General features: G+C 59.4%; 24 protein-coding genes. 16 read left to right on the forward strand and 8 right to left on the reverse strand.

The window, feature by feature from the left end; genetic code table 11:
* Positions 1-10: 10 nt before the first annotated feature.
* Genes asd through V6Z53_RS04880 form a run of 3 tightly spaced genes read right to left on the reverse strand, consistent with a single transcriptional unit; the run spans position 11 to position 3,286 of the window.
* Positions 11-871 (reverse strand): archaetidylserine decarboxylase, encoded by an 861-nt coding sequence (asd, locus tag V6Z53_RS04870; RefSeq protein ID WP_338584411.1) that lies wholly within the window; start codon positions 869-871, stop codon positions 11-13.
* Positions 872-889: 18 nt separating this feature from the next.
* Entirely contained in the window at positions 890-1,705 is an 816-nt protein-coding gene (gene rhdA / locus V6Z53_RS04875) for a thiosulfate sulfurtransferase (protein WP_338584412.1), read from the reverse strand.
* A 42-nt stretch (positions 1,706-1,747) separates the two neighbouring features.
* On the reverse strand, positions 1,748-3,286 hold the full coding sequence (locus V6Z53_RS04880) for an HDOD domain-containing protein (protein WP_338584413.1): 1,539 nt from the start codon (positions 3,284-3,286) through the stop codon (positions 1,748-1,750).
* Between the two features lie 166 nt (positions 3,287-3,452).
* On the opposite strand from V6Z53_RS04880, the gene motA reads away from it, so the two are divergent.
* The 5 genes from motA to V6Z53_RS04905 all read left to right on the forward strand — a co-directional run bounded on the left by motA (position 3,453) and on the right by V6Z53_RS04905 (position 7,938).
* Positions 3,453-4,304: a flagellar motor stator protein MotA gene (gene motA / locus V6Z53_RS04885; protein ID WP_338584414.1), complete on the forward strand. Its 852-nt coding sequence runs from the start codon at positions 3,453-3,455 to the stop codon at positions 4,302-4,304.
* A 3-nt stretch (positions 4,305-4,307) separates the two neighbouring features.
* Complete coding sequence (motB, locus tag V6Z53_RS04890) at positions 4,308-5,354, forward strand: flagellar motor protein MotB (protein ID WP_338584415.1); 1,047 nt, start codon at positions 4,308-4,310, stop codon at positions 5,352-5,354.
* Positions 5,355-5,764: 410 nt separating this feature from the next.
* Positions 5,765-6,034 (forward strand): hypothetical protein, encoded by a 270-nt coding sequence (locus V6Z53_RS04895; protein ID WP_338584416.1) that lies wholly within the window; start codon positions 5,765-5,767, stop codon positions 6,032-6,034.
* Positions 6,035-6,315: 281 nt separating this feature from the next.
* Entirely contained in the window at positions 6,316-7,296 is a 981-nt protein-coding gene (locus tag V6Z53_RS04900; RefSeq protein WP_338584417.1) for an ImmA/IrrE family metallo-endopeptidase, read from the forward strand.
* Positions 7,297-7,938, forward strand: coding sequence for a hypothetical protein (locus V6Z53_RS04905; protein ID WP_338584419.1), 642 nt, complete (start codon positions 7,297-7,299; stop codon positions 7,936-7,938).
* A gap of 103 nt (positions 7,939-8,041) precedes the next feature.
* Here V6Z53_RS04905 and V6Z53_RS04910 read toward each other — a convergent pair whose 3' ends face one another.
* The 4 genes from V6Z53_RS04910 to rsgA all read right to left on the reverse strand — a co-directional run bounded on the left by V6Z53_RS04910 (position 8,042) and on the right by rsgA (position 11,145).
* The gene (locus tag V6Z53_RS04910; protein WP_338584420.1) at positions 8,042-8,533 is read right to left on the reverse strand and encodes a toll/interleukin-1 receptor domain-containing protein; all 492 of its coding nucleotides are present in this window, start codon (positions 8,531-8,533) and stop codon (positions 8,042-8,044) included.
* Complete coding sequence (locus V6Z53_RS04915; RefSeq protein ID WP_338584421.1) at positions 8,533-9,492, reverse strand: caspase family protein; 960 nt, start codon at positions 9,490-9,492, stop codon at positions 8,533-8,535. Before V6Z53_RS04915 ends, V6Z53_RS04910 begins: the two co-directional genes overlap by 1 nt.
* A 2-nt stretch (positions 9,493-9,494) precedes the next feature.
* Positions 9,495-9,902, reverse strand: a complete 408-nt coding sequence (locus V6Z53_RS04920) for a TIR domain-containing protein (protein ID WP_338584422.1) — start codon at positions 9,900-9,902, stop codon at positions 9,495-9,497.
* A 211-nt stretch (positions 9,903-10,113) separates the two neighbouring features.
* On the reverse strand, positions 10,114-11,145 hold the full coding sequence (gene rsgA, locus V6Z53_RS04925) for a small ribosomal subunit biogenesis GTPase RsgA (protein ID WP_150727887.1): 1,032 nt from the start codon (positions 11,143-11,145) through the stop codon (positions 10,114-10,116).
* Between the two features lie 107 nt (positions 11,146-11,252).
* Between rsgA and orn the strand changes: the two genes are divergently transcribed.
* Together orn and V6Z53_RS04935 are read left to right on the forward strand one after the other, a co-directional pair.
* The gene (orn, locus tag V6Z53_RS04930) at positions 11,253-11,795 is read left to right on the forward strand and encodes an oligoribonuclease (RefSeq protein ID WP_338584423.1); all 543 of its coding nucleotides are present in this window, start codon (positions 11,253-11,255) and stop codon (positions 11,793-11,795) included.
* Between the two features lie 202 nt (positions 11,796-11,997).
* Positions 11,998-12,609, forward strand: a complete 612-nt coding sequence (locus tag V6Z53_RS04935) for a trimeric intracellular cation channel family protein (RefSeq protein ID WP_075947737.1) — start codon at positions 11,998-12,000, stop codon at positions 12,607-12,609.
* Here the strand turns inward: V6Z53_RS04935 and queG are convergent.
* Positions 12,591-13,670, reverse strand: coding sequence for a tRNA epoxyqueuosine(34) reductase QueG (gene queG, locus V6Z53_RS04940; protein WP_338584424.1), 1,080 nt, complete (start codon positions 13,668-13,670; stop codon positions 12,591-12,593). The genes V6Z53_RS04935 and queG overlap by 19 nt on opposite strands.
* A gap of 63 nt (positions 13,671-13,733) precedes the next feature.
* On the opposite strand from queG, the gene V6Z53_RS04945 reads away from it, so the two are divergent.
* The 9 genes from V6Z53_RS04945 to hflC all read left to right on the forward strand — a co-directional run bounded on the left by V6Z53_RS04945 (position 13,734) and on the right by hflC (position 23,806).
* The gene (locus V6Z53_RS04945) at positions 13,734-15,233 is read left to right on the forward strand and encodes an NAD(P)H-hydrate dehydratase (RefSeq protein WP_338584425.1); all 1,500 of its coding nucleotides are present in this window, start codon (positions 13,734-13,736) and stop codon (positions 15,231-15,233) included.
* On the forward strand, positions 15,221-15,691 hold the full coding sequence (gene tsaE / locus V6Z53_RS04950) for a tRNA (adenosine(37)-N6)-threonylcarbamoyltransferase complex ATPase subunit type 1 TsaE (RefSeq protein WP_338584426.1): 471 nt from the start codon (positions 15,221-15,223) through the stop codon (positions 15,689-15,691). The genes V6Z53_RS04945 and tsaE overlap by 13 nt, the downstream gene beginning before the upstream one ends.
* 3 nt (positions 15,692-15,694) lie before the next feature.
* Positions 15,695-17,122 carry an N-acetylmuramoyl-L-alanine amidase gene (locus tag V6Z53_RS04955; RefSeq protein WP_338586449.1) on the forward strand — a complete coding sequence of 476 codons (1,428 nt, stop codon included), beginning with the start codon at positions 15,695-15,697 and terminating at the stop codon, positions 17,120-17,122.
* An 8-nt stretch (positions 17,123-17,130) separates the two neighbouring features.
* The gene (gene mutL, locus V6Z53_RS04960; protein ID WP_338586450.1) at positions 17,131-19,029 is read left to right on the forward strand and encodes a DNA mismatch repair endonuclease MutL; all 1,899 of its coding nucleotides are present in this window, start codon (positions 17,131-17,133) and stop codon (positions 19,027-19,029) included.
* Positions 19,029-20,000 (forward strand): tRNA (adenosine(37)-N6)-dimethylallyltransferase MiaA, encoded by a 972-nt coding sequence (miaA, locus tag V6Z53_RS04965; RefSeq protein ID WP_338586451.1) that lies wholly within the window; start codon positions 19,029-19,031, stop codon positions 19,998-20,000. The genes mutL and miaA overlap by 1 nt, the downstream gene beginning before the upstream one ends.
* 93 nt (positions 20,001-20,093) lie before the next feature.
* A complete protein-coding gene (hfq, locus tag V6Z53_RS04970) occupies positions 20,094-20,354 on the forward strand; it encodes an RNA chaperone Hfq (protein ID WP_007902656.1) in 261 nt (86 codons plus the stop codon).
* A gap of 12 nt (positions 20,355-20,366) precedes the next feature.
* Positions 20,367-21,668, forward strand: coding sequence for a ribosome rescue GTPase HflX (gene hflX, locus V6Z53_RS04975; protein WP_338584427.1), 1,302 nt, complete (start codon positions 20,367-20,369; stop codon positions 21,666-21,668).
* Positions 21,669-21,764: 96 nt separating this feature from the next.
* On the forward strand, positions 21,765-22,937 hold the full coding sequence (gene hflK / locus V6Z53_RS04980) for an FtsH protease activity modulator HflK (protein ID WP_338584428.1): 1,173 nt from the start codon (positions 21,765-21,767) through the stop codon (positions 22,935-22,937).
* Complete coding sequence (gene hflC, locus V6Z53_RS04985; protein WP_046039827.1) at positions 22,937-23,806, forward strand: protease modulator HflC; 870 nt, start codon at positions 22,937-22,939, stop codon at positions 23,804-23,806. Before hflK ends, hflC begins: the two co-directional genes overlap by 1 nt.
* Positions 23,807-24,019 lie beyond the last annotated feature (213 nt).

Here is a 24,019-nt window from a genome sequence, read left to right on the forward strand (position 1 = left end):
ACGGTGTCGATCAGGCTTTTGGCAGGCCCATGCCCTGACCCATCTGCACCGCCGTACCGGCAGTCATTTCTTCAGCCCACTTCACTTGATCCGGCCCGAACAGCACGACAGCGGTCGAACCCAGTTTGAAGCGGCCCAGCTCAGCGCCTTTTTCCAGATGGATCGGCGCGCGCGAAGCTTCGTCGTAACGGAAGGTTTTCAGCTCGCGTTTCGGCGGCGTAACCAGGCCGGCCCACACGGTTTCGATCGACGCAACGATCATCGCACCCACCAGCACCACGGCCATCGGCCCGCGCTCGGTGTCGAAAATGCACGCAACGCGCTCGTTACGGGCGAACAGTTCCGGCACGTTTTCAGCGGTGGACTGGTTGACCGAGAACAGGCGGCCCGGAATGTAGACCATCTCGCGCAGGGTGCCGGCCAGCGGCATGTGCACGCGGTGGTAGTCCTTCGGCGACAGGTAGATCGTCGCGAAATCACCGCCCATGAACGGCGCGGCGTTGGCCGCGTCACCACCCAGCAACTCCAGCACGCTGAAGCTGTGGCCCTTGGCCTGGAACACGCGACCGTGTTCGATCGGGCCGAGCTGGCTGACCGCGCCGTCGGCCGGGCTGAGGATCGCGCCCGGTGTTTCGTCGAGCGGGCGGGCACCGTCTTTCAAGGCGCGGGTGAAGAAGTCGTTGAAATGCTCGTAGGCGGTCAGGTCTTCGACCAGCGCCTGGGACATGTCCACTTGATAACGCTTGGCGAACCACGCGGTGAACGCGTTCTTGAACCAGCGCACGCGGCATTCGGCGACGCAGCCGGCCAGTCGCGAGAGCAAGTGGTGGGGCAGCAGGTATTGGCTGAGGATAAACAAACGTTCTTTCATTGGGTGTCCTTAAAAACCTTAAAGCTCGACGGGGGTGTCGGGGTGATTGCCCCATTCGCCCCAGGAACCGGCGTAGCCTTTGACCCGCGGATAACCGAGGGATTTGGCCACCAGATAAGTGAAGCCCGACCGGTGGTGGGTCTGGCAGTGGGTAATGATTTCTTTGTCAGGCGTAATGCCCAGTTGTTCCAGGATCTGCGGCATGTCGGTGCGGATACGCAGTTGGCGTGCCTTATCCATGCCCGCCGTCCATTCGAAATTGACCGCGCCGGGGATATGACCACCCTTGGCGGCGAGCACTTTCTCGCCGGAGTATTCCAGCGGCCCGCGCGCGTCCCAGATCGCCAGGTCGGCAGCACCGAGACGGCTTTGCAGGTATTCGCGGGTGGCGGTGGGTTCATCGTGCAACGTCAATGGAACCGGGCCGCCAACGTGCGCCGGGATCTGGATCGACATCGGCAAACCTGCTGCCAGCCAGGCCGGCAGTCCGCCGTCGACATAGTGGTACTTGCTGTGGCCGATGACATCCAGCAGCCAGATAAAGCGCCCGGCCCAACCGCCGCCTTCGTCGTCATAAACGACGTAGACCGCATCGGGGTTGTGTCCCAACTCACCAAACAACGCTTCAAGTGCCGCTTGCGGCGGCATCAGTCCGGGCGCAGGCGCCTGGCCGAGTTGCGTGCGTTTGGGGTCGACAAAACGTGCGCCGGGGATATGCCCTTCGGTGTAGCGGGCGCTGCTGGTCAGGTCGACCAGAATCAGTTCGCGGGCGCCGAGACGAGGGAGCAAGTCGCTCGGTTCGATCACCAGCGGCAAGCCAGAGAAGTCAGACATGTGAGGTCTCCAGGGCACAAAAGGGAGGATTGTAGCGTAGCGTCATTGGCCGCGTCGGCTAAAACTGTGCAGCGCTTTCTCAATGCACTGAGCGGTTTTGCCGAAGGCTTGTACGGTGATTTCCGAAAACGGCCCGCCGCCCTGATCCGCCACCACAATCATGATCACCCGGCCATTGTTGACCAGTGAACGCAGCAGCAGGTGCTCGCCGCTGAACTGCGAGCGCAGGGTGTTGGGCAGCAGGGCGGAAAATTGCGCATTGTTGGCTGGCGTCAGGCGCACTTGGGCCTGTTGCGCGAGCAGTCGTTGCAGCACGGTGCTCTGACTGACCGCGATGTTCAACCCGGCGACTTCTTTCGGCAAACCCGCCGTCTGATGGACCCGAAGATTGGCGTGGGTGCGGTCGGCCATCAAAATCATTACCCGACGCATGCCGCACGCGACCAGCGCATCGCGGGCAGAGGTGGTCAAGTGCATGGCGTTGGTGAAGCGACTCGGTTCGACCAGCAGCTCGGCGCACTGGCTGCGCCACTTTGTCAGATCTTCGGCAGTCGGCGCCGGGGCCGGTAACAGGCCGGCATGAACGCGATTCGTGCCCCATGGCCAGAGCAACGCAACGGCGGGGTGCCAGAGATCGGGCATGGCGTGATGGCGGGCGCTGTTGGCAGCCTGCTGGTGCAGTTGTTGCTGCACTTCGTCCATCGGCATTTGCAGGTAAAGGCTGGTCAGATACTGCCAGCGCTCGCTGTGCGGACTGTCCCAGGCCTGTTGTGCCGACAGCGCCAACCCATTGGCCAGCAACACGGTGTTGGCTGGCTGGTTAAGCCAACGGCGCAGCGTCGGATCGTCATCGAGGCGATTTTGTTGACGCAGTGGATGCTCGCTGTCGCGGGCAATGCGCAGGACTTTGACCAGTTCGCGCTGCTCGGTGAGCAACAGTTTATAGCCTTGTTGCACCCAGATCGGCAGGCGCCAGATATCCACCAGGGCCAGGCCGATTTGCAGCAAGCGCGTGCCAAACAATTGCTTTTCGACTTTGCGCGCCGACTCACCTTTATGGATGACCCGCAGTTCCCACTCTTCGAGCAATTGCGGATGCGTCAGCGCCAGTGGCCACAGCGGTGACAGAAACAGCAGGCTGCCCCAATGGATGTCCTGCCACAGTCGCGCCAGGCGACTGGAGAAAAAACCGTTGGCCTGTTGCGTGGCGTGCTGGCTGATCATTTGCAGCTGGCGCAGGGCTTTCGGAATCTCGGCCATGGGTTCGGCCGGCAAGCGCTCGAGCAGTTCTTCGGTACGTTTCAGGCCGAGGCGATTGATCGCGATCTCAAGGTTTTCCGCCGGCTCGGTCATGCTGCCATGGGTGTGCCGGTTGGCTTCGCGAATTACGCTCAAGGCCAGGGCCGGACTGTCCTGCATCAAGTCGGCGATGTCGCGCAACGAGCTGCGGCTGTCGCGGATCGCACGGCAGACACGGTCGTGACTGGCCTGCGGAACCGGCAGGCGCACGCCATCGAGAAGCTTGACCCAGCCTTCAAGAGTGTTGGGTTTCGGAGTCGGGACGTTCGTTTCGTTAACCATGTCGGGAGGCGATCATCTTCAGCATTAACGGGGCCCGGAGTGGGTCGAAGTGGCTTTTCGCCTGAACTGGCTATAGTCTGGCGCAGTTTTGCCGATAAGTAGAAGAAGAGATTTTTTAACTTCCGAATATGACCTTGAACCCGACTCAGTAAGTGCTCTCCTACCTATGGCTAAAATAATCGGCATCATCGTCGTATTCGCGAGCGTGCTCGGCGGATACGTGCTCTCCCACGGCAAAATTGCTGCCCTGATCCAGCCCTTCGAGGTGTTGATCATCGGCGGTGCGGCCCTCGGTGCATTCCTCCAGGCCAACCCCGGCTACATGACGATGCACGTGCTCAAGAAATCCCTGAGCATGTTCGGCTCGCGTTTCACTCACGGCTTCTATCTGGAAGTGCTGGGGCTGATCTACGAGATCCTCAACAAAAGCCGCCGCGAAGGCATGATGGCCATCGAAGGCGACATCGAAGATGCCGCTGCGAGCCCGATCTTCGCCAAGTATCCGACCGTCCTGAAAGACGAGCGCATGACCGCGTTCATCTGCGATTACCTGCGCATCATGTCCTCCGGCAACATGGCTCCCCATGAGCTGGAAGGCCTGTTCGACATGGAGCTTTACAGCCTCAAGGAAGACCTTGAACACCCGTCCCACGCGGTGAACGGCATCGCCGACGCCATGCCCGGTTTCGGTATCGTTGCGGCGGTACTGGGTATCGTGGTGACCATGGCGTCCCTGGGCGAGGGCGATCAGAAGTCCATCGGCTTGCACGTAGGTGCGGCGCTGGTCGGTACCTTCTTCGGTATTCTTGCTGCTTACGGTTTCTTCGGTCCGTTGGCCCATTCCCTGGCCCACGACGCCAAGGAAGAGCTGAACGTCTACGAAGCCATCAAGGCCTCGCTGGTGGCTTCGGCATCCGGCATGCCGCCATCGCTGGCCGTGGAGTTCGGGCGCAAGGTTCTGTACCCGGCGCACCGTCCAAGCTTCGCCGAGCTGGAACAAGCGGTTCGTGGTCGTTAAGTTATGGAAAACAATCAGCCGATAATCATCAAGCGCGTCAAGCGCATCGCCGGCGGGCATCACGGGGGCGCCTGGAAAATCGCCTTCGCCGACTTCGCCACGGCGATGATGGCGTTCTTCCTGGTGTTGTGGCTGCTGTCCACGGCAACGCCGGAACAGAAGATCGCCATCGCCGGTTACTTCAAGGACCCGATCGGCTTTTCCGAAAGCGGCACGCCTTACATCATCGACCTGGGTGGTACACCGACCCTGGCGCCGGAAAACACCCTCAATCCCGAGGTGAAGTCCCAGCCGCAACCGGACAAGGTCACCGTCGACGCCGAACAGGTCGAAGGCATGGCCGAAATGGTCGAGAAGGAGCGTCTCGAACTGTTGCTGCAAGAACTGCAGAACAAGGTCGAAGAGAACCCGCAACTGCAGAAATTCAAAGATCAGATCATGTTCGAGATCACCCCGGACGGCTTGCGCATCCAGATCGTGGATGCCGAGAATCGGCCGATGTTCGACTCGGGCAGTGCGCGTCTGAAATCGTATTTCGAAGACATCCTGCTGGCCATGGCCGACACCATCAAAGCGGTGCCGAACAAGATCAGCATCAGCGGCCACACCGATGCCAAACCGTACAGCGGCCAGGGCGATTTCGGTAACTGGGAACTGTCCGCCAACCGTGCCAACGCCGCTCGCCGTGCGCTGGTGGCGGGCAGTTATCCGGACGCGCAGGTGGCGCGGGTAGTCGGTTATGCCTCGTCGGCCCTGTTCGACCGCGAGCATCCGTTCAACCCGGTCAACCGCCGTATCGACATCGTGGTGCTAACCAAGAAAGCCCAGCGCGCCATCGAAGGTTCGCAGGGCGCAGAGCCTGCACCCGATACCCCGCAAGGTTCGGCTGCTCCGGAAGCCACACCGGCTACACCGGTCGACCCGAATGCGTTGCCGGCGGACAAGGAGCCGCTGCCGGCTCACGAGCTTCGGGAGCGTCTGAACCTGTTCGACGACCCGGCACCGAAACCGGGTGAGCCAGCCAAACCGGCTGAACCGCCCAAGCATTGACCGACAAAAAAGCCGACAGTGATGTCGGCTTTTTTGTGCTTGTAAGAATGAATTCAGATCCGCTGCATTGCGAGAAAACTCAAGGAATGAGGTTTGGTCTGAGAATTGTGTAGGACGGGTCTGAGACCCGTAAACCGGGTTTTACTTCGCTTGGGGCCTCGGTACAGTTCGCCTGTCGCCGACGAATCGGTGATCGACCTTAGCCGGTTGTAACAGATGACGCACAAGCGCCCGTATAATCGCGGCGCTTTTTGCTGCCTGGCATCTAATGTCTATGGTGGCTGTGCGTGGGACACCTCCGGGTGTGCCGGGTTCATCTGTCCGGTCGGCTAACCCGCGTACAGCTACCACCCCAATTCGTTTAGCCGCGAAAGGGGTGGGAGTTCCACCTATCAGATGAGAATCCAGCCATGTCCAGATACCACCCGCTCCAAGGCAACTTCAGCGTCGGCCCGACGCTATACATCGACACCGAAGCCCGCACTTCCGATCTTCTTGAAACCGCCGTGCATCGAATCAAAGCTGCGCGCAACCTACTTAACAGCGTCACCTGTCTATGCGTCAAAGACGCCGAAGGGCATGACCTGGAGCATTTCGCCAACGCTGCACACATGTTGATCCAGGATGGCTGTGACGCTTTGGAAGCGCTGGGTTGGCAGCTGGAAAAAGCCGTACGCTGAGAATCAGAAAGCCGAGTTGTTCGCAGCTTTTTTCGTTTGTGGGCTGGGGTTGCCCGCGTAGATACCGGCTAAAAACGAGAAGGGGGTCACTTCGGCTCGAAGAACTTGTGTCTCTGCGGGGACGCTGGTTGGCTCCGACGAGCAGCATGGCCCTCGTCTTCGCATATCTTGCAAGTGCCACAAAGAATCTATACTGTCCCGTGAGTTTTGCGGCAAGACATGATGTCTACTGCTTGAGCGACCCCCATTTCATGTGATGCCATTCTAGGGAGGAGGGATCTATGACCACAGTTCAGAATCTTTACTCCGCCTTAGACAAGCAGGGCATTTCGAAAAGAAAGCTCGCTCTTCTGCTGCCTGACTGGTGGACAGATGAGGTAGAGGCATCACCTTCAGGTGTGCAACAAGCCAAGGTTTATTTGGCCAAAGCATTAAGTCTGCGTATGCGTCCTTTCAGTGAGACGCCTCCCCGGATTGAGTTCGACTTACCGGCGGATAAGCGCTTCAAAAAGTCTGCCAAGACCTCTGAAGCAGATGTGAATCTTGCGGTTGCCTTGGCTCGTAGTGCCTCGCGCCTCGCGCTTTCTGCGTTAGACACTCAATTCGTTCCGCCTCCACCGGACGCACTGGTGATTCGCGAGCACTTGCTTTCATCGGGGGCTCCTTGGGTGGGGTTGTCTGCGCTGCTCGACTATTGCTGGAACACTGGCATCCCAGTCATACACCTGGCTACACCTCTGCTCGGTCGAAAAATGGACGGTATCGCCATGGCGATCAACGGCCGGCCATCGATCGTTCTTTCTAACAATCGAAAAAGCGGTTTCTTGCTTTTCCATTTGGCACATGAGCTCGGGCACATTGCCTTGGGGCATGTCGGCGCAAATGGAACGATTGTTGATGATGAAATTAAAAAAGACGACGATCTGGGCAAAGACGCTGATGAGCTTGCAGCGGACCAGTTCGCTATCCAGTTATTGACTGGGAATGCTCATGGCAATCTAACGCTTCAGCACTTGATCAAAGCACCTGTGCTGGCCCGGCAAGCAGTGCAGTATGGGGCAGAGCATAAAATCGATCCTACACACATCGTTTTAAATTGCGCTCATAACGATAAGCGGCTTTTCCCGTTGTGTGTTTCTGCTGCAAATTTTATCGCTGGAGAAAGCACAGATCAGTCGTTGGTTTCAGACGTTGTTTTTCGGCATCTGCAAGGAAACCTAAAGCACGACAGCGAGCATTTACTGCGGAAACTTATCGCATAAATGATTCTCCTCACCGACAACGACATATTGGTAAAGCTTGCTCAATGTGACTTGATTGATGAGGCTTTGGCAGTTTTTCAGTGCGGGCTTAGTGATTGTTACGTTCTAGACAGTGCCAAGCATTCTCTCTACTTAAATGACGTAGAAAAGTGCGTATCCAGACGCGTCGGCAGCTACCAATCTTATGATCGGCTTTGTAATCTCGTCCAGTCCTGCTGCGTGCTTGATGCGGCCGATGAAGATCTGGATTTCATGGACGAATTGCTTCAAATTGACAGCGTCGACGATGGCGAGCTTTTGCTGTTGATGCATGCTTTCTCTCTCTATCAAAATCAACAGCCTTACTCATTTACCACAGGTGACAAACGCGCACTCGTCGGTATCTCGATGTCACAGTCCGATAGAGCCAAGCAGATACTTTTCCAGCGGGTGGAATGTGTCGAGTCAATCATTCTGAAAGCAATTCGAATATATGGTTTTGCGCATATCAGCACGAAACTTATACAAGCTCAGGCTCTTGTTGCTGAGGAAAAATATGACAAGGTTTTGAGAATGACTTTCGGTGCTGGACGTGATGAACATCACTCTAATGCATGCCTTTCTCAATACCTCGCACCCATCGGCCAGTTCATAAAGCCCTGACTTATGTACGAACTCGGAAGGGCACCGAAGCCGGCTGAGCCCGCCAAGCAGTGACCTACAAAAAAGCCGACAGTGATGTCGGCTTTTTTGTGCGCGATGACTTTTAGAATCCGCGAATGATTCGAGACTTGAGATCCGTATGGAACCGATCGGCATTCGTCCTGTTCACGCTGCGCGTCGACTCACTGCCGGTCACGGATTCCAGCGACATCGAGCGCTTGAGCGTCGATTCATTGCGATACGCATCAATAAAGAACTCGATGTCCCTTTCACTGCTCAGCTTCGGCCATTTGTCGAGGTACAGCGGCAGCTCTGTCGGGCCGGTCTTGAATGAGCAGATGCGTCGGTTGGTGATGGTCGCCTCGCCAATTTCGAACGGCACCCACCAGGACAGCGCGGTTTTCTCCGAGACCACTGCCAGCAGGTGCGTGCATTCGCTGATGTTGCGGGTGATGACCCCGGTGATGTCGTCGGTGGTCTGGGATTCGGCGTCCAGCACGTCGAGATAAGTCTTGATGTTCGCCTGCATCAGGCGTGTGTTGATGTTGATCGCATAGGCGCGATCCATGTGGCGGTAGCTGATAAACACTGGCATCAGAAATGTCCCTTGATCGCGAGTTCGCGGTAATAGGCGCCGAGCGCGGTGAGGCGGCAACCTGTGGAGTGAATGGCGGCGTAGTACATGTGTTCGGCATCCACCGGTTCGATCAGGCTGTGGCGATTGCACTTTTGCAGTTGGGCGAAGACATCGCCGTGTTCCGGGTTGAAATCAGGTTCGGTGGGCTCAAAGCTGGGGGCGAGGGGGTACACCGATTCCGCTTCGGCAAACCATTCGGGCAGCTTGCGCAGAATTTCCTTGGAGATCAGCGGCGACACTTCGCGCAGGGAGATGAACTGCGACACGTTGGTCTTGAATACCGGTCGCTGCTCCCAGGCATCGAGCGCGTTATCGACAAACGAGTAGAGGCTGCCGGGGGTGATCTTGCCGAGGATGTTCGCGGCGCCGCCGTGCAGCGCCTGGAGCAGTAATCCGGTGAACACGCCGTGCTGCCCGCCTTCCATGGCCGGCTCTTCCTTTTTGCACGCTGTGAGAATGGTCATGCCTTCGCCGACCACGCTGCCTTCGCTACGCAAGGCGCGGAGTTCCCCGGCCGAGCCGCTCTGGCAGCAGTCGAGAATGATCACTTTGTTTTTGATCTTCGTGGCTTTGCTCGCCCAGTTGAGAATGTCGCTAAGGCGAATCCCGTCCTTGGCGCTCTTGTAATCTTGCGGAATCAGCATGCCTTCGTCGGTATCGGTGTCGAACGTGCCGTGCCCGGCGAAATACAGCAGCGCGACATTGCAATCGCCGGAAAACAGCTCGCGGATCTGGTCTTCGAGCTTTTCCCGGCTCAGGTAGTCTTCGGCGGAGTTCAGTACGATGTTCTTGAAGTTCGGATCGCCATTGGCGTCGGTCTTCAGCACGGAAGCCATGGCCATGGCGTCATTGCAGCAACCGTTCAAACGCGAAACATGGGTGTAGTCGTTGATGCCGATAAACAGTCCCTTGCGCATGATCAGGCCACCGTATGCAGGCGAATGGCTTTGACGATGCTGCCGGTGTTCCACGCACACTCGGCGTGAGCCGCATTGCGCACCACTGTGGAGATCCGCTCGGCGCCGAACGGTTTGATCGCGATGATCACCTTGCCCATGCGCTTGGCGATGTCGATTTCCTTGTTGATCCACTTGCTGTAGGTGGAATACATGCCGGCCATGATCAACACGGCGGAGCAGGGGCGGATCTTGTTTTCGATGGCTTCTTCGAGTTGCTTGTCGGTGCGGGCGCCGAGGATCGGGTTGTGCGGCGGCACGGAGAAATTCTTGAAGGTGAAGTCGGGTTGCGCGTTCAACAGGCGCACGAGATTGTCGTGGGCGTGAGGGTAGTTCCACGAATGGCTGATGAACAAATGGTAGGTTTGCAAAGGTTGTCCCTCGGTGTCGCAGGAGTGCGAAGAGGGTTTGAACTTAGGCCAATGGTTGGCGGCTACAAGGGGGAGGAAGTTAAAGAGAAATGTCCTACAAGTGCGCGTGCAGGCGCCTTACAGAAAGTTCTGATGTTTGGCTGGCAGGGGAATTAAACAGTAGAACCGGCAATCCACCGCCCCGTTTGTTCGGAGCGGTGGACGGGCCTGTTTAGTAGCCGTTTTCCGGCAAACTGGCGATGATCGAGCGATAGCTGTTCATCCGTTGCTGCTGCACGCGGCCATCTTCCAGAGCCTTGAGCAGTGCGCAACCAGGTTCACGGTCGTGCTTGCAGTCGCGGAAACGACACGTGCCGAGCAAATCGTTGAACTCGATGAAGCCGGCCTCGACGTCGGCACGGCTGACGTGGCCCAGACCGAATTCGCGGATGCCCGGGGAGTCGATCAGCTCACCGCCACCGGGGAAGTGGAACAGTCGCGCGGTGGTCGTCGTGTGAGTGCCCTGGCCGGACAGCTCGGACAACGGGCCGACGCGGGTTTCGACTTCCGGCAACAAGCTGTTGACCAGCGACGACTTGCCGACGCCAGACTGGCCGACGAACACGCTGATGCGCCCGTCCAGTTGCTTCTGCAGTTGCTCCATGCCGTTGCCGTGGTGGGCCGACACTTCGAGCACCGGATAGCCGAGCGTGCGGTAAACCGCCAGCAGGGCATTCAGCGCCGGGGCGTTGTTCTCGTCGATCAGGTCGAACTTGTTCAGCAGCAGCAACGGCTTGATGCCCGCGTGTTCGGCGGCTACGAGGTAGCGGTCGATCAGGTTGGCATGGGGCTCGGGCAGCGGCGCAAACACGATGACGATCATGTCGACGTTGGCCGCAACCGGCTTGAGCTGACCACGGCTGTCCGGGCGGCACAGCTCGGTGTTGCGCGGCAGTTGCGCCACGATCACGCCGATGCCCTGGTTGCCGGCACGCCAGACCACCTGGTCGCCAGTCACCAGCGCCGGCAGGTTGGCGCGCAGGTGGCAACGGAACACCTGGCCGGCCAACTCGCCATCGCGGGCCTCGACCTCGACCTGCACACCGAAGTGCGCGATCACCAGGCCGTGCTGTTCCGGGCCCAGGTCGCCACCCTCAAGTGCCTCGACAGCCGAGGACTCGCGTTTGGCGGCGCGGGCAGCGCGCTCGCCCTGAATCTTTTCGATGCGCCAGTTTTGACGACGATTGAGTTGGCGTTTGGCCATGGGTGTTCCGTATCAAGAATGCAGCGATTAGGTAAAACGGCCGCGAGTTTAGCACGCCCGGCCACCGGCCTAGGCTAAACTGCGCAGCATTGCCTAGGAGCCGACACATGCAAAATTCGCAAAACCTGATCTGGATCGACCTGGAAATGACCGGTCTGAACCCGGACACCGACGTCATCATCGAAATGGCCACCATCGTCACCGACAGTGAGCTGAACACCTTGGCCGAAGGCCCGGTGATCGCCATTCACCACAGCGACGCGGTCCTCGCCACCATGGACGAGTGGAACACCCGCACTCACGGTAACTCGGGCCTGACCCAGCGCGTGCGCGACAGCCGCATCAGCATGGCCGAAGCCGAAGCCGAAACCATCGCGTTCCTGGAGAAGTGGGTGCCGAAGGGCAAATCGCCGATCTGCGGCAACAGCATCTGCCAGGATCGCCGCTTCCTTTATACGCACATGAAATCCCTGGAAAGCTATTTCCACTACCGCAACCTCGACGTCTCCACGCTCAAAGAGCTGGCCGCCCGCTGGGCGCCGGACGTGCGCGACAGCTTCCAAAAGGGCAGCACCCACCTGGCGCTGGACGACATCCGGGAATCGATCGCCGAGCTGCAGCATTACCGCAAGCATTTCATCAAGTTCTGATTGGTAGGCACCTGATCGGGCGCCATCGCGGGCAAGCCTTGCTCCTACGGTGCGGGCGTGTGCACGTCATTGCGTTCGACGCGAACCTGTAGGAGCAAGGCTTGCCCGCGATGCAGGCGACGCGGTCCGATGTTTTTCCTGCCCTCTTTTGGTGCTGCCTCTAAATGGCTAGACTGCGCGCCTTTTTGCAAGGACCGCCACCATGTTGCTGATGCTCTACCTGATCGCCATCACCGCCGAAGCCATGACCGGCGCCCTGTCTGCGGGGCGTCGTGGCATGGACTGGTTTGGCGTGGTGCTGATTGCTTGCGTCACGGCGTTGGGCGGCGGTTCGGTACGCGACGTGTTGCTGGGCCACTACCCGCTGACCTGGGTCAAACACCCGGAATATCTGGTCCTGACCACCATCGCGGCGATGTTCACCGTGTTCACCGCGCGCTGGATGCGTCACCTGCGCTCGTTGTTTCTGGTGCTCGACGCCGTGGGTCTGGTGGCATTCACCCTGATCGGCTGCATGACCGCCCTGGAAATGGGCCATGGCATGTTGGTCGCGTCGGTCAGCGGTGTGATCACTGGGGTTTTCGGCGGCATCCTGCGGGATATCTTCTGCAACGATATTCCGCTGATCTTCCGTCGAGAGCTGTACGCCAGCGTCTCGTTCGCGGCGGCATGGTGCTACATGCTCTGTCTGTACCTGAATTTGCCGGGAGAACAGGCGATTCTAATCACGCTGTTCGGTGGCTTCCTGCTGCGATTACTGGCGATCCGTTTCCATTGGGAAATGCCTAAATTCGTTTACAACGACGAAGCCTGACGCTCGGCATGTTGTTTTAGCGCCCATTCGACGTGCTCTCGCACCAGTTCCGACGGATAGTCGCGTCGCGCCTTCAGCGCTTCCAGCACCGGAATCGTTGAAGGCGCATTGCCCAAGCCCACCGCCAGGTTACGCAACCAGTTTTCATAACCCGTCCGGCGCAATGGCGAACCTTCGGTGCTGCTCAGGAATTTGTCCTCGTCCCACATGAACAGATCCGCCAGCCCGGCGTTGTCCAGATTGTGGCGCGGCTTGAAGTCGCCTTCGCCGGACGGACGGGCGAAGCGGTTCCATGGGCAGACGATCTGACAGTCATCGCAACCGAACACCCGGTTGCCGATCAGCGGTCGCAGGTCTTCGGGGATGGCGCCTTTGAGCTCGATGGTCAGGTAGGAAATGCAGCGTCGGGCGTCCAGCACATACGGTCCGACGAAGGCGTTGGTCGGGCAGATGTCGAGGCAGGCGCTGCAACGACCGCAGTGTTCGGTGGCGTGGGGCGGGTCCACGGGCAGCGGCAAATCGACGAACAGTTCGGCGAGAAAGAAATAACTGCCGGCTTTACGATTCAAGACCAGCGTATTTTTGCCGATCCATCCAAGGCCGGCCTGTTCGGCGATGGCTTTTTCCAGCACCGGCGCACTGTCGACGAAGGCGCGAAAACCGAATGGGCCGATCTCGGCCTGAATTTTATCTGCCAGTTGTTGCACGCGTTTGCGGATCAATTTGTGGTAATCGCGGCCCAAGGCATAACGCGAGACGTAGGCTTTTTCCGGTTGGGCGAGAACTTTCGCCATTTGCGTGTCGCCGGACAGGTAGTCCATGCGCAGCGAAACCACGCGCAACGTGCCCGGCACCAGTTCATCCGGATGCGAGCGTTTGCTGCCGTGGGCGCCCATGTAATCCATTTCGCCGTGGTAGCCGGCGTCGAGCCAGCACTGCAAATGCTGCTCGTGCTCGCCCAGGTCGAGACCGCTGATGCCGACTTGCTGAAAGCCCAGCTCGCGGCCCCAGTCCTTGATGGATTGGGCGAGGGCGGGCAGGTCTGTGGTAATAGCGGGCATGAGGCGAGAGAAACCGGAGCTGAGGTGCGTATAATTCTGCCAGACATCGGAGCCTGAAGACGCATGCCGCACACTAAAGATGAATTACCCGACGCGCTGTACAGCGCCGCGCAGGTCCGAGTGCTCGATGCGAGCCTGATCGCGGCTGGCACTCCGGGCTTCGAATTGATGCAGCGCGCGGCGCGGGCGACCTGGCGCGCGCTGGTTCGCCAGTGGCCGACGGCGAACGAATTGACGGTTGTCGCCGGTCACGGCAATAACGCCGGCGATGGTTATCTGGTGGCCGTGCTGGCCCAACGTGCCGGGTGGTCGGTGCGGGTGCTGGCGGCGGGTGATCCGCAGCAGTTGCGCGGTGATGCGGCATCGGCTCATGCCGAGGCAGTGTCGGAAAAAGTCTCCGTCGAGTCCTGGGCAGAAAACGCCCGACTGCGCGGCATCGTGCTGGACGCTTTGCTCGGCACCGGCCTGACTGGCGAGGTGCGCGAGCCCTATGCCAGCGTTATCGCGGCGATCAATGCCAGCGGCTTGTCCGTTGTGGCGGTGGATATCCCTTCCGGGCTGTGTGCCGATACCGGTCGTCTCCTTGGCTGCGCGGTGCGAGCCGACCTGACCGTGACCTTCATCGGCTTGAAACTGGGATTGTTCACCGGCGATGCGGCGGATGTAGTGGGCGAACTGGTGTTCAATGATTTGCACGCCGATCCGCAGCTGATCGAGGCTGCGCCGCTGACCGCACGTCGTTTGGCTGCCGGCAACCTCCCGCGTCTGGCTTCACGCGCACCTGCTTCCCACAAAGGCAGGTTCGGCCATGTGCTGCTGATCGGCGGCGATCGCGGCTTCGGTGGCGCGATCCTGTTGAGTGCGCAAAGTGCGCTGCGCAGCGGTGCCGGCATGGTGTCGGTGGCGACCCGCAGCGAACACGTGCCTGCTGCTCTGGCGCGGATTCCCGAGGCGATGGTACTGGGCACTTCGTCGGCCAACCAGTTGATGGGTTTGCTTCAAAAGGTTTCCGTGCTGGTTGTCGGCCCGGGACTTGGGCAGGCTGGCTGGGGGCGCAGTCTGCTATCGGCCGCCGCTAATGCACCGCTGCCGCAAGTCTGGGATGCCGATGCGCTGAACATGCTGGCCGAGGAGCGTGTGAGATTGCCCAAGGATTGCGTGATCACACCGCATCCGGGCGAAGCGGCACGCTTGTTGGGGATCAGCACTGCCGAGGTGCAGGCGGATCGTCCGGCGGCGGCCCATGCGTTGAGCAAAAAATATACAGCCGTGGTTGTGCTTAAAGGTGCCGGCAGCCTGATCGCCAGTCCCGACGGGCGGCTGGCCGTGTGTCACCAGGGGCATCCGGCGATGGCGACGGCGGGTTTGGGCGATGTGCTGGCCGGTCTGGTCGGCGCATTGCTGGCTCAAGGCATGACCGCATTCGACGCGGCTTGCCTGGCAGTCTGGCTGCACGCCAATGCCGGTGAGCAACAAGGGAAATTCGGCCGTGGGCTGGCGGCCAGTGATCTGATACCAGCCATTCGTCAGTTGTTGGAGGAGCAAGCACCGTGTCTGAAGTAACCCTGTACCTGGCTGATGAAGAGGCGATGACCGCATTTGGCGCGCGTATCGCTCAAACGACTCAAGGGCACGGTTTGATTTTTCTTGAAGGCAACCTGGGGATGGGTAAAACCACGCTGTCGCGGGGCATCATCGGTGGTCTTGGCCATGTCGGGGCGGTGAAAAGTCCGACCTTCACGTTGGTTGAACCCTACGAGATCGGCGACATTCGCGCCTTCCACTTCGACCTGTATCGACTGGTCGACCCGGAAGAGCTGGAATTCCTCGGCATCCGCGACTACTTCGAAGACGATGCGTTGTGCCTGATCGAGTGGCCCGATAAAGGTGCAGGCTTTTTGCCAAAGCCTGACCTGACCATTACCATTAGCCCGCAAGACAGCGGACGATCGCTGAAAATTTTATCCCAGGGCTCGCGTGGCGAGACTTGGTGTGCCGCTTTGGCAGTGGAATCCAAATAGATGATGGGGTTAGGTATGCGCTTTCGCGCGTTGGTTGCTGCCGTTGGGGTGTTGTTTTTGGCGGTGACCGTCGACGCTGTGGCCGAGACGAAGGTCAACAGTGTTCGCCTGTGGCGGGCGCCGGACAACACGCGGCTGGTGTTTGACCTGACAGGTCCCGTGCAGCACAGCGTCTTTACCCTGTCGGCGCCGGATCGCCTGGTCATCGACATCAATGGCGCCAGCCTCGGCGCGCCGCTGAACGTCAACACCTCGAACACCCCGATCACTTCCATGCGCTCGGCCCAACGCACGCCGACCGACCTGCGCGTGGTCATCGACCTGAAAAAGGCTGTCACGCCGAAAAGCTTCTCCCTGGCGCCTAACGCACAGTACGGCAACCGACTGGTGGTCGACCTGTTCGATAACCCGGCCGACGCCGCGCCGCCGCCAGCACCGACGCCGTCGGTCGCCACGGTGCCTGCCGTGCCGGTCACACCGACGGAGCCTGCGATTAAATTGCCGCCAGCCCCGGCCGGCAAGCGCGACATTGTTGTGGTGATCGATGCCGGTCACGGCGGTGAAGACCCGGGCGCTTCCGGCTCTCGCGGTCAGCGCGAGAAAGACGTGGTGCTGCAGATTGCCCGCGAAACGCAGCGCCAGGTCAACGGCATGAAAGGCTTCCGCGCCGAACTGACCCGCACCGGCGACTACTTCATTCCACTGCGCGGCCGTACGGAAATTGCCCGCAAGAAAGGCGCCGACCTGTTCGTCTCGATCCATGCCGACGCAGCGCCTTCTGCCGCTGCGTTCGGCGCCTCGGTGTTTGCCCTGTCTGATCGCGGCGCCACTTCGGAGACAGCCCGTTGGCTGGCCGACAGCGAAAACCGTTCCGACTTGATCGGTGGTGCCGGCAACGTCAGCCTCGATGACAAAGACCGCATGCTCGCCGGTGTGCTGCTCGACCTGTCGATGACCGCTTCCCTGACGTCCAGCCTGAACGTTGGGCAGAAAGTCTTGAGCAACATTGGTCGGGTTACGCCGCTGCACAAGCAGCGTGTCGAGCAGGCCGGATTCATGGTGTTGAAGTCGCCGGACATTCCATCGATCCTCGTGGAAACCGGATTCATCTCCAACGCCAACGAAGCGTCGAAACTCGCTGCATCGAGCCACCAGCAAGCGCTGGCGCGTTCCATCAGCAGCGGCGTGCGCCAGTTCTTCCAGCAGAACCCGCCACCGGGCACTTACATTGCCTGGTTGCGTGACTCCGGGAAAATCGCTCAAGGCCCGCGTGATCACCGGGTAAATCCGGGCGAGACGCTGGCGATGATCGCCGTGCGTTATCAGGTGTCGCCCGCCGCGGTGCGTAGCGCCAACAACCTGTCGAGCGATGAACTCAAGATCGGTCAGCACCTGACCATTCCGGGCAATGATCTGGCGGCCAAAGAATGAATCAGGTGGTGAACAACAGCGCTCGCATCGAGCTGCTCAGCCCGCGTCTGGCGAACCAGATTGCTGCGGGTGAGGTGGTTGAACGCCCGGCTTCGGTGATCAAGGAGTTGCTGGAAAACAGCCTCGACTCCGGCGCCAAGCGTATCGACGTCGATGTGGAGTTGGGTGGCGTCAAGCTGCTGCGGGTGCGCGACGATGGCAGCGGCATTTCTGCCGATGACCTGCCGCTGGCCCTGGCGCGACACGCCACCAGCAAGATCCGCAATCTGGAAGACCTCGAACAGGTCATGAGCCTGGGCTTTCGCGGCGAGGCGCTGGCGTCGATCAGCTCCGTGGCGCGTCTGACCCTGACTTCCCGCACCCGCGATGCCGATCAGGCCTGGCAGGTGGAAACCGAAGGCCGCGACATGGCGCCCCGCGTACAACCGGCGGCGCATCCGGTGGGCACATCGGTGGAAGTGCGCGACCTGTTTTTCAACACCCCGGCGCGACGCAAGTTTCTCAAGACCGAAAAAACCGAATTCGATCACCTGCAAGAAGTGATCAAGCGTCTGGCGTTGGCGCGTTTCGACGTGGCATTCCACCTGCGCCACAACGGCAAGACCATCCTCAGCCTGCACGAGGCCCATGACGATGCGGCCCGCGCGCGGCGTGTGGCGGCAATCTGCGGCCCGGGTTTCCTTGAGCAGGCGCTGCCGATCGAAATCGAGCGCAATGGCCTGCATCTGTGGGGTTGGGTCGGTTTGCCGACGTTCAACCGCAGCCAGGCGGACTTGCAGTATTTCTTCGTCAACGGCCGCGCCGTGCGCGACAAACTGGTGGCTCACGCGGTGCGCCAGGCTTATCGCGACGTGCTGTTCAATGGTCGGCACCCGACGTTCGTGCTGTTTTTCGAGGTCGATCCGACGGGCGTCGACGTCAACGTGCACCCGACCAAGCACGAAGTGCGCTTCCGTGAAGGGCGCATGGTCCACGATTTCCTTTATGGCACCTTGCACCGCGCCTTGGGCGACGTACGGCCGGACGATCACCTGACGGCACCGGTGGCGACGGCTATCGTTCGCCCTACAGGCCTCGATGCGGGTGAGTTCGGCCCTCAGGGCGAAATGCGTCTGGCGGCCAATGCGCTGCTGGAACAGCCTCAGGCTCAGCCTTCGTTCACTACGTCTGCCGGTTCAGGCGCTGGCGCGGGTTATCAGTTTCAATACACGCCGCGCCCGCAATCGGCCGTCCCTGCAGCCGAGGCGCAGGCCGCCTATCGCGAGTTTTTCGCACCGTTGCCCGAAGCCAATGCGGTCGCTCTCCCGGCCGGCCAGGATGATATTCCGCCGTTGGGTTACGCGTTGGCGCAGCTTAAAGGCATCTACATTCTTTCGGAAAACGCCCAAGGTCTGGTGCTGGTGGACATGCATGCCGCTCACGAGCGGATCATGTACGAGCGCCTGAAAGTTGCGATGGCCAGCGAAGGCCTGAGCGGTCAGCCGCTGCTGGTGCCGGAATCCCTGGCGGTCAGTCAGCGTGAAGCCGATTGCGCCGAAGAGCACGTCGCCTGGTTCCAGCGTCTGGGCTTTGAATTGCAGCGTCTTGGCCCGGAAACCCTGGCCATCCGGCAGATTCCGGCACTGCTCAAGCAGGCCGAAGCCAACCGCTTGGTCGCCGACGTATTGGCCGACCTCATGGAGTACGGCACCAGCGATCGCATTCAGGCGCACGTCAACGAACTGCTCGGGACTATGGCCTGCCACGGCGCCGTCCGTGCGAACCGGCGTCTGGCCATCCCGGAAATGAACGGTCTGCTGCGCGACATGGAAAACACCGAGCGCAGCGGTCAATGCAACCATGGCCGACCGACCTGGACCCAACTGGGTCTGGACGATCTGGACAAACTGTTCTTGCGCGGTCGTTGATGAGCCAGCTCCCACCTGCGATTTTCCTGATGGGGCCGACCGCCGCCGGCAAGACCGACCTGGCCATCGAACTCACCAAGGTCCTGCCTTGCGAACTGATCAGCGTCGATTCGGCGCTGGTCTACCGTGGCATGGACATCGGCACCGCCAAGCCTTCCAAAGAACTTCTGGCGCAATATCCGCACCGGTTGATCGACATTCTTGACCCGGCCGAGAGCTATTCGGCTGCGGATTTTCGTCGTGACGCCCTCGAAGCCATGGCCGATATCACCGCGCGCGGAAAAATTCCGCTGTTGGTAGGCGGCACGATGCTCTACTACAAGGCTTTGCTCGAAGGCCTGGCAGAAATGCCGGCGGCCGATCCCGAAGTCCGTGCGCAAATCGAAGAAGAGGCTGCACGCCTTGGCTGGCAAGCCTTGCACGACCAATTGGCAGTGATCGACCCGGTTTCCGCGGCGCGGATTCATCCGAACGATCCGCAGCGTCTCAGTCGAGCACTGGAAGTTTATCGTGTCAGCGGTCAAAGCATGACTGCCCTGCGCTTGCAACAAACTGCGCAAAGTACTGAAGCAGCCGCTTCGGGACGGCAACAATTGCCCTATACTGTCGCGAACTTGGCCATTGCTCCGGCAAATCGTCAGGTACTGCACGAGCGAATTAAACAAAGATTCACTTTAATGTTGGAACAGGGATTCATTGACGAGGTCGTAGCCCTGCGTAAGAGAAGTGACCTGCATGCCGGGTTGCCGTCTATACGTGCAGTAGGCTACCGCCAAGTCTGGGACTACCTGGATGGCAAGCTGACGTCAGCCGAGATGCAGGAGCGTGGAATCATCGCCACGCGCCAATTGGCAAAGCGGCAGTTCACCTGGCTGCGCAGTTGGGCTGATTTACACTGGCTGGACAGCCTGGATTGCGACAATCTGCCGCGCGCCTTGAAATACCTTGGGACCATCTCCATATTGAGCTGAGTCCTTGCAATTGCCGTCTATCCTTGGGGGTGTGGCGGCCAAAGCCATCTGTTTACCTATTTTTTATATTGAATCCTTAAAGGAGTGCGGCACATGTCAAAAGGGCATTCGCTACAAGACCCTTACTTGAATACTTTACGTAAAGAGAAAGTTGGGGTGTCCATCTACCTGGTCAACGGTATCAAACTGCAAGGTACGATCGAGTCTTTCGACCAGTTCGTTATCCTGCTGAAAAACACCGTCAGCCAAATGGTCTACAAACACGCTATCTCTACAGTAGTGCCGGTTCGTCCAATTCGTCTGCCTAGCGCAACCGAATCCGAAGCAGGTGATGCTGAGCCAGGTAACGCCTGATAGGAGTCTCCTTTGTTCTTTGAGCGCCACGGTGGTGGTGAGCGAGTCATCCTCGTTCACTTGGATGGACAGGACCCTGAGGCGCGCGAAGATCCGCAGGAGTTTCAGGAACTGGCTAATTCGGCAGGTGCCGAGACCGTCGCGTTTTTTAACGTGCCGCGTCATCGGCCAACTGCCAAGACCCTGATTGGCAGTGGCAAGGTCGAGGAACTGCGCGACCTGGTCAAAGCCGAGCAGGCCGATCTGGTGATTTTCAATCACATCCTCACGCCCAGTCAGGAACGTAACCTCGAACGTGTTTTCGAGTGTCGCGTGATCGACCGTACCGGTCTGATTCTCGATATTTTCGCCCAACGCGCCCGCACCCATGAAGGCAAGCTCCAGGTCGAACTGGCCCAGCTTGACCACATGAGTACCCGGCTGGTTCGTGGCTGGACTCACCTTGAGCGCCAAGGTGGCGGTATCGGTATGCGTGGCCCGGGTGAAACCCAGCTGGAAACCGACCGCCGTTTGCTGCGGGTTCGCCTGCGGCAGATCAAGGGACGGCTGGAGAAAGTCCGCAGCCAGCGCGAACAGTCGCGCCGTGGCCGATCGCGTGCGGATATTCCTACCGTTTCCCTGGTGGGGTACACCAACGCCGGTAAATCCACGCTCTTCAACAACGTGACGAAATCCGACGTCTACGCCGCTGACCAATTGTTCGCCACGCTGGACCCGACCCTGCGTCGTCTGGAAATAGACGATCTGGGGCCGATTGTCCTGGCGGACACGGTGGGCTTCATTCGCCACTTGCCCCACAAGCTGGTCGAAGCATTCCGGTCTACCCTCGAAGAGTCGAGCAACTCCGACCTGTTGTTGCACGTGATCGATGCGGCCGAACCGGATCGCATGTTGCAGATCGAGCAGGTCATGGTGGTGCTGGGCGAGATTGGTGCGCAGGACTTGCCGATCCTCGAGGTCTATAACAAACTCGATTTGCTTGAAGGCGTTGAGCCACAAATCCAGCGCGACGAACACGGCAAGCCCCAACGGGTCTGGCTGTCGGCGCGTGATGGCAGTGGTCTGGAATTGCTTGAGCAAGCCATTGCCGAATTACTGGGCAGTGAATTGTTTGTCGGTACCCTGCGCTTGCCGCAACGATTCGCTCGACTGCGTGCGCAGTTCTTCGAACTCGGTGCGGTGCAAAAAGAAGAACACGACGAAGAAGGCATCAGTTTGCTGGCCGTTCGTTTGCCCCGGGTCGAGTTGAATCGACTGGTAAGCCGCGAGGGATTGCAGCCGATGGAATTCATCGAGCAACACACTTTGCAATAAAAGCCTGAGAAAGCGGTTGTGCCGTGGTGACAGGCATTCTGTAGCATTGGTCGGCGCGCCGTGGGTGCGTCTTTGCTTTATCAGATGGAGAGCGCTATGGCTTGGAATGAGCCGGGTGGCAACTCGAATAATCAGGACCCTTGGGGTGGCAAGCGTCGTAACAACGGCGACCGCAAGGGACCACCGGATCTCGACGAGGCCTTCCGAAAGCTGCAGGAAAGCCTGAACGGGTTGTTCGGTGGTGGTAAGAAACGTGGTGATGACGGCGGTGGTTCGGGCAAGAGTGGCGGCTTCGGCGGCCTGCTCGGCATCGGCCTTGTCGTGCTGGCGGCCGTGTGGCTGTACAGCGCGGTCTATGTAGTCGACGAGCAGGAGCAAGCCGTGGTGCTGCGCTTCGGCAAGTACTACGAAACCGTCGGCCCGGGTCTGAACATCTATTTCCCGCCGATCGACAAGAAGTACATGGAAAACGTAACGCGTGAGCGTGCGTACACCAAGCAAGGCCAGATGCTGACTGAAGACGAAAACATCGTCGAAGTGCCGCTGACCGTGCAGTACAAGATCAGCAACCTGCAGGACTTCGTGCTGAGCGTCGATCAGCCGGAAATCAGCCTGCAACACGCGACCGACAGCGCCTTGCGCCATGTGGTGGGTTCCACCGCCATGGACCAGGTACTGACCGAAGGTCGTGAGCTGATGGCCAGCGAAATCAAGGAGCGTCTGCAACGCTTCATGGATACCTATCGCACCGGTATCACCGTCACCCAGGTGAACGTACAGAGCGCAGCGGCACCGCGTGAAGTGCAGGAAGCCTTCGATGACGTGATCCGTGCCCGTGAAGATGAGCAGCGTTCGCGCAACCAGGCTGAAACCTATGCCAACGGCGTCGTGCCGGAAGCCCGTGGTCAGGCCCAGCGTATCCTCGAAGATGCCAATGGTTACCGTGACGAAACCGTCTCGCGTGCCAAGGGTGAAGCCGATCGCTTCACCAAACTGGTCGCCGAGTATCGCAAGGCACCTGAAGTCACCCGCCAGCGTCTGTACCTGGACACCATGCAGGAAGTCTTCAGCAACACCAGCAAGGTTCTCGTGACCGGTAACAAGAATGGCCAGAGCAATCTGCTCTACCTGCCTCTGGACAAGATGGTCGAAAGTGGTCGCAGCACCAGCACTCCGGTGACCGGCGCGGCAGCCAGCAGCAATGAAGCGAATGCGCGTGCGGCAGCTGATCTGCAGCAACAGCAAGCACGTACCAGGGAGAGTCGCTGATGAGCAATAAATCGCTGATCGCCCTTATTGTCGGCGTCGTCGTGGCGATCGCTGCCTGGAACTGCTTCTACATCGTGGCTCAGACCGAGCGTGCGGTGTTGCTGCAGTTCGGTCGCGTGGTTCAGACCGATGTTCAGCCAGGCCTGCATGTGAAAGTGCCTTACGTTAACCAGGTGCGTAAATTCGACGCACGCCTGATGACGCTGGATGCACCGACACAACGCTTCCTGACGCTGGAAAAGAAAGCGGTAATGGTCGATGCCTACGCCAAGTGGCGCGTGAAGGACGCCGAGCGTTTCTACACCGCGACTTCCGGTCTCAAGCAAATCGCCGACGAGCGTCTGTCCCGTCGTCTGGAGTCGGGTCTGCGTGACCAGTTCGGTAAGCGCACCCTGCACGAGGTTGTGTCGGGTGAACGTGATGCGCTGATGGCGGATATCACGGCTTCGCTGAACAAGATGGCCGAAAAAGAGCTGGGCATCGAAGTTGTCGATGTTCGGGTCAAGACCATCGACCTGCCAAAAGAAGTGAACCGCAGCGTGTTCGAACGTATGAGCACCGAGCGTGAGCGTGAAGCTCGCGAGCATCGCGCCAAGGGTAACGAGCTGGCTGAAGGCATCCGTGCTGACGCCGATCGTCAACGCCGCGTGCTGCTGGCTGAAGCCTATCGTGAATCGGAAGAGGTTCGCGGTGACGGTGACGCCCAGGCTGCTGCGATCTACTCCAAGGCCTACGGCCAGGATCAGGAGTTCTACGCGTTCTACCGTAGCCTGCGTGCCTACCGTGAAAGCTTCGCGAACAAATCCGACGTCATGGTCCTCGACCCAAGCAGTGACTTCTTCCACTACCTGGAAAAAGCCAAGCCTTGATACGACGTTGACCTGAATCATCCCGCCGGGCGGCTAAAACCTCTGGCGGGGTGATCCTTTGGGAAAACGTGTGTATGATGCGGCAGCCGGGAAATTCCCGGCTTTTTTGCGTCTGCACGTTTGATTGCTGTTTTTAAGCAGATGCCGGGCTGAAAGGCTCGACAGGATTTTCGAGGAAAGTGGTTGGCGAAGCCGGTAAAAGGCTTTTCGCTC

The sequence above is a fragment of the Pseudomonas sp. MAG733B genome (genome assembly GCF_036884845.1).
In the GTDB taxonomy this organism is placed as follows: domain Bacteria; phylum Pseudomonadota; class Gammaproteobacteria; order Pseudomonadales; family Pseudomonadaceae; genus Aquipseudomonas.

Excerpts from the sequence above, each read along its gene's own strand:
- asd (WP_338584411.1), bottom strand. The coding sequence starts at position 871 with ATGAAAGAACGTTTGTTTATCCTCAGCCAATACCTGCTGCCCCACCAC.
- rhdA (WP_338584412.1), bottom strand. The coding sequence starts at position 1,705 with ATGTCTGACTTCTCTGGCTTGCCGCTGGTGATCGAACCGAGCGACTTG.
- V6Z53_RS04880 (WP_338584413.1), bottom strand. The coding sequence starts at position 3,286 with ATGGTTAACGAAACGAACGTCCCGACTCCGAAACCCAACACTCTTGAA.
- motA (WP_338584414.1), top strand. The coding sequence starts at position 3,453 with ATGGCTAAAATAATCGGCATCATCGTCGTATTCGCGAGCGTGCTCGGC.
- motB (WP_338584415.1), top strand. The coding sequence starts at position 4,308 with ATGGAAAACAATCAGCCGATAATCATCAAGCGCGTCAAGCGCATCGCC.
- V6Z53_RS04895 (WP_338584416.1), top strand. The coding sequence starts at position 5,765 with ATGTCCAGATACCACCCGCTCCAAGGCAACTTCAGCGTCGGCCCGACG.
- V6Z53_RS04900 (WP_338584417.1), top strand. The coding sequence starts at position 6,316 with ATGACCACAGTTCAGAATCTTTACTCCGCCTTAGACAAGCAGGGCATT.
- V6Z53_RS04905 (WP_338584419.1), top strand. The coding sequence starts at position 7,297 with ATGATTCTCCTCACCGACAACGACATATTGGTAAAGCTTGCTCAATGT.
- V6Z53_RS04910 (WP_338584420.1), bottom strand. The coding sequence starts at position 8,533 with ATGCCAGTGTTTATCAGCTACCGCCACATGGATCGCGCCTATGCGATC.
- V6Z53_RS04915 (WP_338584421.1), bottom strand. The coding sequence starts at position 9,492 with ATGCGCAAGGGACTGTTTATCGGCATCAACGACTACACCCATGTTTCG.
- rsgA (WP_150727887.1), bottom strand. The coding sequence starts at position 11,145 with ATGGCCAAACGCCAACTCAATCGTCGTCAAAACTGGCGCATCGAAAAG.
- orn (WP_338584423.1), top strand. The coding sequence starts at position 11,253 with ATGCAAAATTCGCAAAACCTGATCTGGATCGACCTGGAAATGACCGGT.
- V6Z53_RS04935 (WP_075947737.1), top strand. The coding sequence starts at position 11,998 with ATGTTGCTGATGCTCTACCTGATCGCCATCACCGCCGAAGCCATGACC.
- queG (WP_338584424.1), bottom strand. The coding sequence starts at position 13,670 with ATGCCCGCTATTACCACAGACCTGCCCGCCCTCGCCCAATCCATCAAG.
- V6Z53_RS04945 (WP_338584425.1), top strand. The coding sequence starts at position 13,734 with ATGCCGCACACTAAAGATGAATTACCCGACGCGCTGTACAGCGCCGCG.
- V6Z53_RS04955 (WP_338586449.1), top strand. The coding sequence starts at position 15,695 with ATGGGGTTAGGTATGCGCTTTCGCGCGTTGGTTGCTGCCGTTGGGGTG.
- miaA (WP_338586451.1), top strand. The coding sequence starts at position 19,029 with ATGAGCCAGCTCCCACCTGCGATTTTCCTGATGGGGCCGACCGCCGCC.
- hfq (WP_007902656.1), top strand. The coding sequence starts at position 20,094 with ATGTCAAAAGGGCATTCGCTACAAGACCCTTACTTGAATACTTTACGT.
- hflK (WP_338584428.1), top strand. The coding sequence starts at position 21,765 with ATGGCTTGGAATGAGCCGGGTGGCAACTCGAATAATCAGGACCCTTGG.
- hflC (WP_046039827.1), top strand. The coding sequence starts at position 22,937 with ATGAGCAATAAATCGCTGATCGCCCTTATTGTCGGCGTCGTCGTGGCG.